General features: G+C 71.9%; 11 protein-coding genes. 5 read left to right on the forward strand and 6 right to left on the reverse strand.

Annotated elements, in window-relative coordinates:
* Positions 1–49: 49 nt before the first annotated feature.
* Together ACWCQM_RS20275 and ACWCQM_RS20280 are read right to left on the reverse strand one after the other, a co-directional pair.
* A complete protein-coding gene (locus ACWCQM_RS20275; protein WP_450916557.1) occupies positions 50–1384 on the reverse strand; it encodes an MFS transporter in 1335 nt (444 codons plus the stop codon).
* 95 nt (positions 1385–1479) lie between these two features.
* Positions 1480–1920: a MarR family winged helix-turn-helix transcriptional regulator gene (locus ACWCQM_RS20280; protein ID WP_073743900.1), complete on the reverse strand. Its 441-nt coding sequence runs from the start codon at positions 1918–1920 to the stop codon at positions 1480–1482.
* A gap of 134 nt (positions 1921–2054) precedes the next feature.
* On the opposite strand from ACWCQM_RS20280, the gene ACWCQM_RS20285 reads away from it, so the two are divergent.
* Entirely contained in the window at positions 2055–2270 is a 216-nt protein-coding gene (locus ACWCQM_RS20285) for a hypothetical protein (RefSeq protein WP_198959602.1), read from the forward strand.
* Between the two features lie 49 nt (positions 2271–2319).
* Here the strand turns inward: ACWCQM_RS20285 and ACWCQM_RS20290 are convergent, their stop codons facing one another.
* Positions 2320–3771 (reverse strand): NCS2 family permease, encoded by a 1452-nt coding sequence (locus ACWCQM_RS20290; RefSeq protein WP_450916558.1) that lies wholly within the window; start codon positions 3769–3771, stop codon positions 2320–2322.
* 209 nt (positions 3772–3980) lie between these two features.
* On the opposite strand from ACWCQM_RS20290, the gene ACWCQM_RS20295 reads away from it, so the two are divergent.
* Both ACWCQM_RS20295 and ACWCQM_RS20300 read left to right on the forward strand, forming a co-directional pair.
* Entirely contained in the window at positions 3981–4262 is a 282-nt protein-coding gene (locus tag ACWCQM_RS20295; RefSeq protein WP_450916559.1) for a DUF2530 domain-containing protein, read from the forward strand.
* 92 nt (positions 4263–4354) lie between these two features.
* On the forward strand, positions 4355–6763 hold the full coding sequence (locus ACWCQM_RS20300) for an HAD-IC family P-type ATPase (RefSeq protein WP_450916560.1): 2409 nt from the start codon (positions 4355–4357) through the stop codon (positions 6761–6763).
* Positions 6764–6772: 9 nt separating this feature from the next.
* On the opposite strand, the gene ACWCQM_RS20305 is transcribed toward ACWCQM_RS20300, so the two are convergent.
* From ACWCQM_RS20305 to ACWCQM_RS20315, 3 genes are all read right to left on the reverse strand, one after another.
* Positions 6773–7624 carry a DUF5707 domain-containing protein gene (locus tag ACWCQM_RS20305; protein WP_450916561.1) on the reverse strand — a complete coding sequence of 284 codons (852 nt, stop codon included), beginning with the start codon at positions 7622–7624 and terminating at the stop codon, positions 6773–6775.
* 151 nt (positions 7625–7775) lie between these two features.
* Positions 7776–10955, reverse strand: coding sequence for a sacsin N-terminal ATP-binding-like domain-containing protein (locus ACWCQM_RS20310; protein ID WP_450916562.1), 3180 nt, complete (start codon positions 10953–10955; stop codon positions 7776–7778).
* A gap of 315 nt (positions 10956–11270) precedes the next feature.
* Entirely contained in the window at positions 11271–12203 is a 933-nt protein-coding gene (locus ACWCQM_RS20315) for a DUF3027 domain-containing protein (protein ID WP_450916563.1), read from the reverse strand.
* A 439-nt stretch (positions 12204–12642) separates the two neighbouring features.
* On the opposite strand from ACWCQM_RS20315, the gene ACWCQM_RS20320 reads away from it, so the two are divergent.
* Both ACWCQM_RS20320 and ACWCQM_RS20325 read left to right on the forward strand, forming a co-directional pair.
* Complete coding sequence (locus tag ACWCQM_RS20320) at positions 12643–14076, forward strand: MFS transporter (protein WP_450916564.1); 1434 nt, start codon at positions 12643–12645, stop codon at positions 14074–14076.
* A gap of 27 nt (positions 14077–14103) precedes the next feature.
* Positions 14104–14586 carry a DUF2771 domain-containing protein gene (locus tag ACWCQM_RS20325; protein ID WP_450916565.1) on the forward strand — a complete coding sequence of 161 codons (483 nt, stop codon included), beginning with the start codon at positions 14104–14106 and terminating at the stop codon, positions 14584–14586.
* Positions 14587–14610: the final 24 nt, after the last annotated feature.

Raw genomic sequence — 14610 nt, forward strand, 5'->3', positions numbered from 1 at the left:
GGAACGCCGCCCCCTCCGGCGTGGAGGGGACGGCGTACGCGGGCGGCTCTCAGGCCGCCGTGGCCAGCTGTTCCCTCGGGACGAACCGCACATGCGGGCGGCCCGGGCGCAGGTCGACCTTGACGCGGAGGCCGCCGACGCGGGTCAGCGCGAAGCCGACCCCGAGCGCGGCCAGCATCGAGATCGCCCCGCCGGCCGCCATGCCGGTCCGGGCGCCGTACACGTCGCTGATCCAGCCGACGATCGGCGCGCCCACCGGTGTGCCACCGGCGAAGACCATCATGTAGAGGCTCATCACCCGGCCCCGCATCTCGGGGTCCGAGGCCATCTGGACGCTCGTGTTGGCGCTGATGTTGGTCGTGAGGCCGATCATGCCGATCGGGACCAGCAGCAGCGAGAAGAGCCAGACGGACGGCGACAGCGACGCGGCGATCTCCAGGACACCGAACAGGGTGCCCGCGGCGACCAGCATCCGCAGCCGCGAGGAGCGGCGGCGGGCGGCGAGCAGGGCTCCCGCGAGGGAGCCGGCGGCCATGAGGATGTTGAAGAACGAGTACATCCCGGCGCCGCCGTGGAAGATCTCGTCGGCGAACGCCGTCAGCCAGATCGGGAAGTTGAATCCGAACGTGCCGACGAAGCCGACCAGGACGATCGGCCAGATCAGCTCGGGTCTGCCCGACACGTAGCGCAGCCCCTCACGCAGCTGGCCCTTGGCGCGCTTGACGGTCACGGACGCGTGGAGCTCGCTCGTACGCATCATGAGCAGGCCGACGAGCGGGGCGATGAACGACAGTCCGTTCAGCATGAAGGCCCAGCCGCTGCCGACCGTGGTGATCAGGACGCCCGCGACGGCGGGGCCGATGAGCCGGGCGGACTGGAAGTTCGCCGAGTTCAGGCTGACCGCGTTGCGCAGCTGCGCGGGGCCGACCATCTCGGAGACGAATGACTGGCGCGCCGGGTTGTCGACGACGGTCACCATGCCGAGCAGGAACGCGATCAGATAGACGTGCCAGACCTGTACGACGCCGGAGAGGGTCAGCACGGCGAGTGCGATGCCGCACAGGCCGAGCGCCGCCTGGCTGATGAGCAGCAGACGCCGCTTCGGGAGCCGGTCGGCGATGACACCGCCGTACAGGCCGAACAGCAGCATCGGGAGGAACTGGAGGGCCGTGGTGATACCGACGGCGGCGGCGGACCCGGTGAGGCTCAGGACGAGCCAGTCCTGCGTGATGCGGGACATCCAGGTACCGGTGTTGGAGATCACGGCGCCCGTGGCGAACAGGCGGTAGTTGCGGATCTTCAGCGACGAGAAGGTCCCGCCGGTCTTGCTCTCGTGGGTGGAAGTCGGTGCGGGGGCGGAGTCTGCTCCGGATCCCGTACTCAAAAGGGTTCGCCTCCTCGGGCGTATACGGCGTACGGACTGACGGGACGGTGACCGCGGGCGCTCACGGGGCCGGGGCCCCGCGCGCCCGCCGGGGGTCACAGATGGGCAAGCTTCTCCAGCACGGGCGCGGCGGCCCGCAGCTTCTCCCACTCGTCCTCGTCCAGGCCCTCGGCGAGGTTGGCCAGCCAGGCGTTCCGCTTGGAGCGGCTCTCGGCGAGCATGGCTTCCGCCTGCTCGGTCCGGCTGACCCTCTTCTGCCGACGGTCATCGGGGTGCGGTTCCAGTCTGACCAGGCCCTTGGCTTCCAGCAGCGCGACGATGCGGGTCATCGACGGCGGCTGCACGTGCTCCTTGCGGGCCAGCTCACCGGGAGTGGCTGAGCCGCAACGCGCGAGAGTGCCGAGCACCGACATCTCGGTGGGGCTCAGCGACTCGTCGACACGCTGGTGCTTCAGCCGCCGGCCCAGCAGCATCACGGCGGAGCGGAGGGAGCTCACGGCGGCGGCACTCTCACCGTCGTGGATCAGGTCAGGCATGTTCCTTAGCGTAACTCATTAGCAATGCTAAATACCACCCGGTGGTACACGCGCGAGAAACTGATCACCCGAACGAGTGAGTATGGGGCGGAAAGAGCCACAAGAAGGCCATGTGTGCCGGGACCCTGCTTGGCATGGGATCGACAGTGCTCAGCCTGCGCATAGACGGTGAGCTGCTCGACCGGCTCCGCCGTCACGCCGCCAGACGCGGCATGAGCGTCCAGGACTACGTGGTCAGGACGCTCGTTCGCGACGATTTCGACGAACGCTTCCACGCGGCCGTCGACGAGACCGAAAAGTTCTACGGGGCGGACCCCCGTCAGGCGGACCCGGCCGACCGGGTCACATGACGGGCATCCGCCCCGTAGGGGTGGGTGCTCCGCTGAGGGCTGTCCGCGCCTACGTGAGGCCGAGCGCCGGCATCGCGTAGTAGAAGACGAAGACCGCGGAGACCACGTACATGGCCACCGGGACCTCCTTGCCCCGGCCCGCCACCAGGCGCATCACGCTGAAGGCGATGCAGCCGATGCCGATGCCGTTGGTGATCGAGTACGTGAGCGGCATCATCAGCATGGCGAGGAAGGCCGGGATGGCGAGCGTGTAGTCGCCCCAGTCCACGTCCCGCACATTGCCCGCGAGGATCAGGAAACCGACCGCGATCAGGGCCGGGGTGGCCGCCTGCGAGGGGACCATCGTCGCCAGCGGCGTCAGGAACAGCGCCACCGTGAAGAGCAGCCCGCTCACCACGCTCGCAAGCCCCGTACGCGCGCCCTCTCCGACGCCCGCCGTGGACTCCACGAAGCAGGTCGAGGCGGAGGAGGAGCTCGCACCACCCGCGGCGACGGCGACACCGTCGATGAGCAGGACCTTGTTGATGCCCGGGAAGTTTCCGTCCTTGTCCATCAGCTTGGCCTCGTCGCCGACGCCGAGGATGGTGCCCATCGCGTCGAAGAAGCAGGACAGCAGCACGGTGAAGACGAAGAGGATGCCGGTCAGATAGCCGACCTTGGAGAAGCCGCCGAACAGGCTGACCTCACCGATCAGCCCGAAGTCCGGTGACGCGACCGGGTTGCCCGGCCACTCCGGGACGGTCAGGCCCCAGGCACCGGCCGGCAGGTCCGCGACGGCGTCGATGACCAGCGCGACGATCGTCATGACGACGATGGAGAGCAGGATCGCGCCCGGCACCTTGCGGACGATCAGCCCGAGGGTCAGCAGCGTGCCGAGGATGAAGACCAGGACGGGCCAGCCGTTGAGGTGGCCGTCGCTGCCGAGCTGGAGCGGCACGGTGGTGTGCGCGGCGTCCGGGATGCGGGAGACGAAGCCCGAGTCGACCAGGCCGACCAGCAGCACGAAGAGGCCGATGCCGATCGCGATGCCCTTGCGGAGCGAGCGCGGCACGGCGTTCATCACACGCTCGCGGAGCCCGGTCGCGACCAGCAGCATCACGACGATGCCCGCGAGGACGACCATGCCCATCGCGTCGGCCCAGCTCATCCGGGGGGCGAGCTGGAGGGCGACGACGGTGTTGACGCCGAGACCGGCGGCGAGCGCGATCGGCACGTTGCCGATGACGCCCATCAGGAGCGTGGAGAACGCCGCGGCCAGCACGGTGGCGGTGACGAGCTGCCCGCCGTCGAGCTGGTGCCCGTACATGTCCTTGGCGCTGCCGAGGATGATCGGGTTCAGCACGATGATGTACGCCATCGCGAAGAACGTGGCGAAACCGCCTCGAATCTCCCGGGCGACCGACGACCCCCGCTCGGAGATCTTGAAGTAGCGATCGAGGAACCCGTGCGGCGGCTGCGGCATCGGAGGCTGATCGACCGTGGCGGTGGCCGAGGAGGACATGTATGACCTTCAGTTGTGCATCGGGGGACGAAATCGGGGGATGAAACCAGACAGATTTGGATGTTCACACGAATAAATCGAGTCATCCACAAGCAGATTCAGTATGAATACATAAGCCAAAGATCGCTATCTCCGCGCGTAGACCCTTGGGCCGACTGGCCCGCCGACACCCCCGCCAGGGGGTACGGGACGGCCCTTAGACTGGCCGCATGGAGAAGTGGACACCGAAGCACGAGGCACCCGAGCCCCTGGAGGGTCCCGTCGTCGCCACCATCACCGGCGGCACGATCCTCTGGTTCGTCCTCTTCCTCGTGCAGGTTCCCTTCTACGGCTGGTTCGACGACCGCGGGCACGCCTGGTGGATCTGGGCCTGCCTGGCCGGAGCCGGACTGGGTCTGATCGGCATCTGGTACGTCCGGGGACGGGACGCCGCGATCAAGCGCGCCGCCGCCGAGGCCGGGGCCGGCACCCCGGGGTCCGCGCACTCCTGACGTACACCCCCCGTAGGAGCCGGCTCCTCCCCTGGTCGGAACTTCCGGCCCCCGGCGGGTGAACCACCCCTTCCGCCCGTACGGTCGGAACCATGACGCAGCGGGCAGTCGACTCCTTCGGTGAGCAGCCGGACCCTCTCCAGCCCTCTCCCGCGCCCGCACCACCCGGCGGGCTGAGCACCGCCGAGGTGGCCGAGCGGGTCGCGCGGGGCGAGGTCAACGACGTACCGGTCCGCTCCTCCCGCTCCGTGACCGAGATCGTCCGCGCCAACGTCCTCACCCGGTTCAACCTGATCATCGGTGTGCTCTGGGTGATCATGCTGCTCGTCGCGCCGATCCAGGACAGCCTCTTCGGCTTCGTGATCATCGCCAACACGGGGATCGGCATCGTCCAGGAGTGGCGCGCCAAGAAGACCCTGGACGGCCTCGCGGTGATCGGCGAGGCGAAACCGACCGTGCGGCGCGACGGGGTGTCCGCCGAGGTGTCCGTCTCCGAGATCGTCCTCGGCGACCTGGTCGAGCTGGGCCCCGGGGACAAGGTGGTCGTCGACGGCACGGTCGCCGAGGCCGACAGCCTGGAGATCGACGAATCGCTGCTGACCGGCGAGGCCGACCCCGTGATCAAGCGGCGGGGCGACCCGGTGATGTCCGGCAGCTTCGTCGTCGCGGGCGGCGGGGCGTTCACCGCCACCAAGGTCGGTCGCGAGGCGTACGCCGCCCAGCTGGCCGAGGAGGCGTCCCGCTTCACCCTCGTCCAGTCGGAGCTGCGCAGCGGCATCAGCACGATCCTGAAGTACGTGACCTGGATGATGGTGCCGACCGCGATCGGGCTCATCATCAGCCAGCTCGTCGTCAAGGACAACAACTTCAAGGACTCGGTGGCCCGCACGGTCGGCGGAATCGTCCCGATGATCCCCGAGGGACTGGTCCTGCTCACCTCGGTCGCCTTCGCGATCGGCGTCATCCGGCTCGGCCGCAAGCAGTGCCTGGTGCAGGAGCTGCCCGCGATCGAGGGGCTGGCCCGGGTGGACATCGTCTGCCTGGACAAGACGGGCACCCTCACCGAGGGCGGCATGGACGTCACCGAGGTCCGCCCGCTGAACGGCTCGGACGAGGAGTACGTCCGCCGCGTCCTGGGCGCCCTCGGCGCCTCCGACCCCAGGCCCAACGCCAGCCTCCAGGCCATCATCGACGCCTACCCGGACGGCGAGGGCTGGGACGTCACGCAGTCCATGCCGTTCTCCTCGGCCCGGAAGTACAGCGGCGCCGCCTTCACCGAGGGCAACGGCGACGCGTCCGCCTGGCTGCTGGGCGCCCCCGACGTCCTGCTGGCCGAGGGCGACCCCGCCCTCGCGGAGACCGGCCACCTCAACGAACAGGGGCTGCGGGTCCTGCTGCTGGCCCGCGCCGGGGGCGCGCTCGACGCCCCGGACGCCGCGTCCGGCGCCGTGCCCACGGCGCTCGTCGTCCTGGAGCAGCGGCTGCGGCCGGACGCCGGGGAGACCCTGGCCTACTTCGACGACCAGAACGTCGCGGCCAAGGTCATCTCCGGCGACAACGCCGTCTCGGTCGGCGCGGTGGCCCAGAAGCTGGGGATGCCGGGCGCGGAGCACACCCTGGACGCCCGCCGGCTGCCGTCGGACCCCGACGACATGGCGACGGAGATCGAGCGGAACGCGGTCTTCGGGAGGGTCACCCCGCAGCAGAAGCGGGACATGGTCGCGGCGCTCCAGTCACGCGGGCACACGGTCGCGATGACGGGCGACGGGGTCAACGACGTGCTCGCGCTGAAGGACGCCGACATCGGCGTCTCGATGGGTTCGGGCTCCGAGGCGACCCGCGCGGTGGCCCAGATCGTGCTGCTGAACAACAGCTTCGCGACGCTGCCGTCCGTCGTGGCCGAGGGCCGCCGGGTCATCGGCAACATCACCCGGGTCGCCACCCTGTTCCTGACCAAGACGGTCTACTCGGTGCTGCTGGCGATCCTGGTGGTCTGCTTCCAGGTGGAGTACCCGTTCCTGCCGCGCCATCTGACGCTGCTGTCCACGCTGACGATCGGCGTACCGGCGTTCTTCCTGGCGCTCGCCCCCAACAAGGAGCGGGCCCAGCCGCACTTCGTGCGCCGGGTGATGCGGTACGCGATCCCGTCCGGGGTCATCGCGGCGGCGGCCACCTTCGCGACGTATCTGCTGGCCCGGCACCACTACGCGGGCACGGGAGCGCTGGACGCGGAGACCAGCGCGGCGACACTCACGCTGTTCCTGGTCTCCATGTGGGTCCTGGCGATCATCGCCCGCCCGTACACCTGGTGGCGGATCGCCCTGGTGGCGACGATGGGCCTGTGCTTCCTCGTCGTGCTCGCCGTGCCCTGGCTCCAGGAGTTCTTCGCCCTGAAGCTGGTGGGCACGACGATGCCGTGGGCTGCGGTGGCGATCGCCGCGGTCGCGGCGGCCGTCCTGGAACTGGTCTGGAGGCTGGTCGGCCGCCGCTTCCGCTCGTGACGGGAAGGACTACTTCACGTCGACGAAGTCACCCGCGGCCGTGACGGTCGGGGTGGTGGACGTGCCGGCGAAGCTGTAACGCCAGTAGCCGTCCACGGACGCCTTGACGGTGGTCTTCAGCGCGCCGGTGCTGCTCGACTTGATGGTCTTGACGGTGGTGTAGGTGCTGCTGGTCTTCTTGCGGAACTGCAGCTTGACGGCCTGGGTGGCGTAGCCCTTGTAGGTGCCGGTCTCCCAGTTGGCGCGCGAGAGCTTGCCGGTGACCGTGATGGTCTTGCCCTTCTTCACGGGCTCCGGGGCGGCGTTGACGGTCACCTTGGAGAGGCGCTGGAGCCTCGTCTTGGCGAACGCGTCGTTCTGGACGATCTGGCCGTCGTTGCTGAGCACCGCGGCGCCGACGTGCCAGGTGGTCGCGTCGGAGTTGATCAGCCAGGCCGGGTCGACGGTGACCGTGAGCGTGCAGGTCGACGTCGTGGCGCTGGCCGCCTTGCAGGTGGCGGCCTCCTCGTTCTGCGTGAAGCCGAAGCTGTCGTCGGACTCGAGGTCGTCGCCGATCCAGAGGATGGTGCCGGCGTCGGCGATGCCCGAGTCGTCCGTGGCGGTGATCGCGACGGTGACCTTCTTGGGGGCGGTGGTGCCCACCACGATGGCCTTGCCGCCGTTCACCACGGCCTTGGTGATCCTGAGGTCGTTGTCGGCGGTGACCGAACGGGCGGCCATGCGCCCCTTGGACTGCTCGGGGGCGGAGAGCCCGAAGTCGGGTGTCCAGGTCCGGCCGTCATCGGCCGTGGCCGCCGGAACGGCGAGAGCGGACAGGGCCAGGGCGCCGGATACAGCGGCGACGGTGGCGCGAATACGCATGTGGTCCCCTGTGGAGCAGGGGGCCCGCCGGAGTGTGATCCTCCTGGCAGGTCCCAGCTGGTCGTCGAGTCTGATGACTCGACGGATCAGACGGCTCCCTCATGTGAATGGTTGTGCTCGTTACATGTATGTGATGTGAAGATCACAACAGTCAGTCGAACCAGCGGTCCCGTGCCAGCTCCTCCGTGCGGGACGGGTCCTCCAGCAGCGCCGCCACCTCGAAGCGGCGGGGCCACTGGCCGGCCGCCCAGGCGAGACCGGCCGCCACGCCCTCCACGGTGGACGCGTGGACCACGCCGTCCGGGGTGCGCCGCCAGTCCAGCTCGACGCCGCCCGCCCGCAGCTCGCTGTGCTCGACGTAGCTGTCGGGTGTCCCCACGCCCAGCAGGATGCGCACGGACTCCGGCACCGGGTGCTCCTCGCCCTCCGTCGTCACCCCGGCCTCGACGCTCTCGCCGAGCCGCCGCACCTGGAACAGATCCGCCAGCTCGGCCGCCCTCGCCGGGGCCACCGGCAGCAGCGGGAGCCCGCCGGTCAGCGGCAGCAGATCGGGGGCGTCGGCGATCACGGCGTCCGCCGCGTCGACCACCCGCACCTCGTCGTCCACGACGGCCCGCAGCTCGTCCGGCAGCGTGACCTGCTCGGGATCGAGCTCGGCGAGCGCCGTGTAGAGCGAGTGCAGCTGTACGGGGCCGACGGGACGCTCCTCGTCGGCGAGCCGGCCCAGCAGCTCGGCCGCTCCGCCCGGCTCGTCCAGGAGCGCGGCCACCGAGGTCCGCACACCGAGCGCACGCAGCACCTGCGCGTCGTCGAAGCCCGTCGCGTCGGCCGGGTCGTACAGCCCGGCCAGGCGCGGGTCGCCGCCCTCGGCGCGCAGACCGGCGGGGCGGCGGCCGTCGAGCACGGGGTGGTCGCGCAGCCACCAGGCGGTGTACGGGCGCACCGACTGCGTCGTACCGTCCGGGAGCAGCACCCGGACCGGCTGGGTCAGCGCGTCCCGCAGCGGCGGACGGGCGAGCATCGCGAGGGCCTGCGGCCAGGCGTCGTCGTCGACGAGGTCCAGATCGCGTACGGCGACGAGCTCGGTGGCGACCGGCGGCACGGGGGTGTCGGGCAGCTGGTCCAGGATGTCCTCGCACCACACGTCGACGGCGTCGAGCAGCCCGGCGTCGTCCGGCTCGGCGAAGTCGCTGTCGCGGGGCTCCAGTTCGTCGGGGTCCAGGACGACGTCCGCGGCTCGCACGAGGGCGAAGGTGGCCAGCACCCCGCAGGCGGTCAGGGGCTGTTCGCCCCAGCGCTCGGCCAGTTCCGCGTCGCACAGGGCGAGTTCACCCTCGCGCATCACCTGGGCGAACGGGCTTCCCGGCAGCACGAGTTCACCGGCGGGCGCGGTCTCGCCGTCCTCGTCGGGCAGGGCCAGCGCGCCCAGCCAGGGTTCGTCGCCGGGCGCGAGGTCGGCGTCCCGCACGAGGGTGAGTACGGTGTCGGCGAGCTCGTCGCCGTCCAGCGCCTCCTCGTCCCAGATCTCGCCCGCGTCCAGCGACCCGGCGACGGCGGCCCGCACCTGCGGGGTCGTCAGGACGGCGCGCGGGGTGGCGGGCAGGGCGCCGAGCTTCTCCAGCAGGGGGTGCGCGGCGTCCGGATGGGCCACCTTCAGCCCCAGCCGGGCCAGCCGGGCGAGGATGGGGGCCGTCAGCGCGTCGGGCAGCGGCAGGAGCACCTGGCGGGGTCCGATGGTGGTGCGGGGCGGCGCGTCCGGGGTCCCGGCGAGGGGCACGGGCAGGCCGGAGAGCCGGTCGGGGTCGACCCCGGCCAGGCTGTCGTACAGCCTCCGCCACCAGTCCGGGTCGCGCTCCAGGCCCGCCAGCCGGTCGATGGCCTCGGTCAGCGGGACGCGGGCGACACCGAGCGTGCGCAGTTCGGTACGGCGTTCCAGGCCGGCGGGCAGCAGGCAGGGCAGCACCTCGGCCAGGACCCGTACGGTCTCCGCGCCCACGCCCTCGACGACCTCGGCCTCGACCGGCCGCAGCGCGGCGGCCTCCCTGGCGGGCGTCGCCGCGCCCTCCCAGTCCTCCCACTGGTCCGCGGCCTCGGAGGGGTCACGGGGCGCGGCGGGCTCCAGGAACGCCACCCGGGGCAGCCGCTCCAGGATCGCGGCGCGCAGCGCGCCGTCGAGCCGCCCCTTGCCGAGCACGCCGGGCACGAGCCCGATGGTGGCCACGGACACGGGCTCCCAGCCCGCGAGCAGCTCGGCGTACGCGTCGGCCGCCCGCTGCACCAGGAAGTCGGTCAGCGGGCCCGGCGCGGGGTGCCTGCGGGTGGTGTCCAGCGGCAGCGAGGCGATCAGCAGCGCGGGCACGCCGAGGGGCTCGTCCGTGGGGGTGGGCGCGTGCACGACGGGGGCCGTACGCGGGTTCCGGGGCGCGCCGTCCTCGTCCACCGGCACCGCCCAGGTCACCGACCAGTGCGGACGCAGCCGCTCCTCGACGGGCCGGTCGGCCAGCAGCGCCGGCTCCACGGGGCCGTCGGCCCCGGCGGTGCGCCAGCGGTGCAGACCGTGCGCGGAGTCGTCGATGTGCGTGTACGGACCGTGCTGCGAGCGGCGCAACGTCCGTGCCCCGTCGGGGGTTTCGATGACGACCTCTTCGAGGCCGGGCAGGGTGAGGAGCAGCGCGTCGTCCACGCCGTCGAGCAGCCTGCCCACGAGGTCCTCGGCGACGCCGTCGCGCAGCGGAAGGACCACGACGGTGTCGTAACCGTCGGGGGCGCTGCCCTCGGCGGGCATCGGGAGCCGGAGCAGCGGCACGTGTCCGTCGCGGCGGCGCAGCTCGTCGCCGAGGCCGGGGCTGCCGACGGCGGCCTGCGCGGCGAGGTCACGGGCCTCCGCGAGGGACCAGCGGACGCCGCCGTGCCTGCCGACGACGGCGGGCTCGTCGCTGACGGCCAGCACCGCGGCGAAGCCGACGCCGAAGCGGCCGACGGCCGACTCGTGGCCCTCGCGCTTGGCGGAGGCCCGCAGCGTGCTCAGCGACTCGACGCCGGTCGCGTCGAGGGGAGCGCCGGAGTTGGCGGCGGCGAGGACGGCGGGGCTGCCGTCGGCCGCCGCGCGCAGGGTGAGGCGGAGCCTGCCGGGCACGCCCGCGCGGGCCGCGGCGTCGGCGGCGTTCTGGGCGAGCTCGACGACCAGGCGGTCGCGGTAGCCGCCCAGGACGAGGTCCTCCTCGGCGTTGGCGTCCTCACGGAAGCGGGCCGGGCCCGCACCCCAGGCGTCGAGCACGCCGCGCCGCAGTCGCGCCGTCCCGAACGGATCGGCCCCCTCGGTCGCATTCATGCCCACGCTCGTACTCCGCTCTTCCGGTGACCCGTGCCGCCCAGTGTGCGCCCGAAGGTACCGCGACCGGGAACCCCCGCAGCGCCCCGTCCCCGAGCAGGGCTTCGTCGGGGGATGCCCCCCTCGATCGGCCCGGGAGGACCCCGGAGGGCCGGAATCACCCGGTCCGGGCAGCGTCCGCGTCCGGCCTGCCCGGCCGGGGCCGAGCCTGCCGGATGTCCCCCGGACGAAGTCCCGGGAGGCGCGAGGACGGGCCCGCGGCACGGCCCGGCCTGGGGGCCGGCACGGAGCGGGGCCCCGCGGCGGGCGGCAACGTCAGGAGTGACCCAGGTCTTCCGTCGAGCCGTCCGGCTGTGCCGGGACCGAGCCCGAGTCCCCGGCCGGACGCAGCGGATAGTCGTCCACCCGCATCGTGTCCAGCGCGTGCGGCGCGGGCTTCGGCGTCTTCGGCATGACCGCCGCCTCGGAGTGCCCTCCACAGCCGTACGACAGGGAGACCACACGCCCGTCCGCCGGAGCGAACTCGTTCGCGCAGACCCCGAAGGCCTGCTTCAGCGAGCCCGCCATCGGCACCAGGAACGCACAGCTGACACAGGACGCGGGCGCCGCCTGCGCCATGGGCGTCTTCGCTCCGAACTCCTCGTCCCAGCGGTCGGCCGCCAGCCGCAGCCCGTAGCGGGAGAGCACCCGGGCACGCCGGGTGCCGAGCTCCTCGGCGACCGAGGCGATCGAGCCGCGGCTCGTCGCGGGCAGCGTCGTCAGCTCCGCGTCCTCGGCGTCGGCGAGGGCGGCCAGCTCCTCGGACACCTCGGAGACGGCGGAGTTCGGCAGGGGCTCGTCCTCGCCGGTCCAGCCGGGCTCCAGGCGCGGGTCCTCGGCCTCGGTGGGCAGCAGGTCGCCGGGGCCCATGTCGCCGGGGCGCAGCCGCTCGCTCCACGGCACCCACTCCGGGGCGAGGAGGGCGTCCGAGCCGGGCAGCAGCACCGTTTCGTCAAGGGTGACGTTCTTGGCGCGGGATGCCCGGGCGACCGTCACCGCCCAGCGCCAGCCCCGGTAGCCGGGCTCCTTGGACTCGAAGTAGTGCGTGACGACCCGGTCCCCTTCGGAGACCAGGGCCACGTGCTCACCGACCACTCCGGGCGCGGCGGCTTCCTCGGCCGCCGCGCGGGCGAGGTCTACCGCCTCGGCGCACAGGCGGTCAGGGGCGGGGGTACGGGCCGTACGGCTTCGCGTCGTCGCAGCACTCACAGGTCTCGCTTCTCTCCATACGCCGTCTCACGAGCGCGCCAGCAGCTCCATCGATGTCCGATTTCGGCCATGACAGTTGTGAGCGGAGCGGACCTGGGGGCCGCGTCGACGTCCACACCCGTTGTGCCTGCCTCGGGCGCGCCTTCTGCCACCCATTCTGCGGGATCGCGGAGAGGCGCGCGGCCAAGAACAACCGCCGGTGGCGCGTGAGTGCACGCTACCCTCTCCGCCGCCCCGCGCCCACCTGCCCGTCCCAAACAGGACCGTAACTGGTTCCGAAACCGTCGGATCCGCGGCCGGACCGGCTCCTATTCACATCGGACCGGTGTCTGATCCAAGCCATTTCCGACCGGGGATGACTCACCCGACGGAGCGGACCGCCACCGCGCCCCGCACGATCTTGGGTTCGTGACCGGGGGTGCTGGGGCACTATGACCACGTGGCCGCCGCCAGGTCGTCCGACGGATCCGGCCCGCTCCGCAGGGCGGGACGGGCGATGGGCCGCGCCCTGCGCGCCCCGTTCACCGGCACCGCGCGGGGAATCCGCAGGGCGACGCACGCCCATGGGGCGGGCGAGTCGGGCCTCGGCAAGCTGATCGAGCTGCACGCGGTCAACGGCGCGGGTGACGTCATGATCACCGTGGCGCTCGCCTCGACGGTGTTCTTCTCCGTACCGACGGACGAGGCCCGCGGGCGCGTCGCCCTCTACCTCGCCATCACGATGGCGCCCTTCACCCTGCTGGCCCCGGTCGTGGGACCGCTCCTGGACCGGCTGCCGCACGGGCGGCGGGCCGCTATGGCGGGCGCGATGTTCGCCCGCGCGGTGCTCGCGATCACGATGTCGGGCGCGGTGGCCACCGGCGGCCTGGAGCTCTATCCGGCGGCCCTGGCGGTCCTGGTCTGCTCGAAGGCGTACGGGGTCGTGCGCAGCGCCGTCGTGCCCCGTCTGCTGCCACCCCGCTTCTCCCTGGTGAAGGCCAATTCGCGGGTGACCCTGGCGGGGCTCCTGGCGACGGGGATCGCGGCACCGATCGGGGCGGGGCTGCAGACCGTCGGTTCGCCCTGGCCGCTCTACGGCGCCTGCGCGATCTTCCTCGGCGGGACCGTCCTCGCCTTCACACTGCCCCACAAGGTCGACTCGGCCAAGGGCGAGCGCAAGGCCCGCCTCGTCCTCCCGCACGAGGAGGCGGCCCGGCCCCCCGCACCCGCCGCGTCCCCGGGGAAGGGCAGGCGCGGCAGCACCAGGACCGTGGGGAGGAACGGCAGGGAGAAGCCGCCGGGGCTGCGTTCCGTCGGCCCGTCCGTCCTGCACGGCCTCCAGGCCAACGCCTCGCACCGCGCGCTCTCGGGCTTCCTGATCTTCTTCCTCGCCTTCCTGCTGCGTGACCACCCGCTCGCCGGGCAGAGCGCCGCCGTCTCCCTGGGCATCGTGGGCGTCGCGGCCGGCACGGGCAACGCCTGCGGCACGGCGGTGGGCTCCTGGCTCAGGGCGCGCGGCCCCGAGGTGATCGTCGCGACGGTGCTGGGTCTGGCCCTCGCGGTCGCCGTCCTCGCCGCGGTCTTCTTCAGCACGGTGATGGTCGCCGCCCTCGCGGCGGTCGCGGGGTTCACCCAGGCCCTGTCGAAGCTGTCGCTGGACGCGATGATCCAGCGCGATGTGCCGGAGGAGGTGCGCACCTCCGCCTTCGCCAGGTCGGAGACGCTGCTCCAGATGGCCTGGGTGGCCGGCGGCGCGATCGGCATCGCGCTCCCTCTCAACGGAGTAGTCGGCATGGCCGTCGCCGCCGGCATCCTCGCCCTCGGCGCCACGGCCTCCGTACGGGGCCTCCTGGGGGCCGCGCGGCGCGGCACACCGCACCCCCGCGTGGCGTGAGCGGTGCCGACCGATAACCTTCGGCGCATGACCGTTGCGTTCTTCTCCGGTAAGGGCCGTCGAATCGGCGTCGCTCTCGGTGCCGTGTCCGCGGGACTCCTTGTCCTGTCCGCCTGCGACAAGCCGACGCCGCTCGCCACCGTGACGGTCGGCGACAACTCGGTGAGCACCGAGGCCGCCTGCTACAACGACGGCAAGGCGCTCAAGGAGTCCGAGATCCAGGGCTGCCTCAACAAGAAGGCGGAGAAGTCCGTCGAGGTCGCGATGGACGACAAGGTCCGCTTCGGCGTCGACCCCGAGGTCGCGGACAAGGGCTGGACGCTCTTCATCAACGGCCAGCAGGCCGAGCAGGAGCCGTACAAGCGGACCTACCGCTCGATCCCGGGCAGCGCCTTCTTCGCCAGCCAGACGGGCGAGACCACGGCGGACAAGACGCAGGTCAGCATCGTCGAGACCAGCGGCCAGAAGCTCACGGGCATCTGGCACTTCCAGCTGAAGAAGACCTCCTGACCTCCTCGAACCACCCTCTGAAAC

It is taken from the genome of Streptomyces sp. NPDC002125, assembly GCF_053593715.1.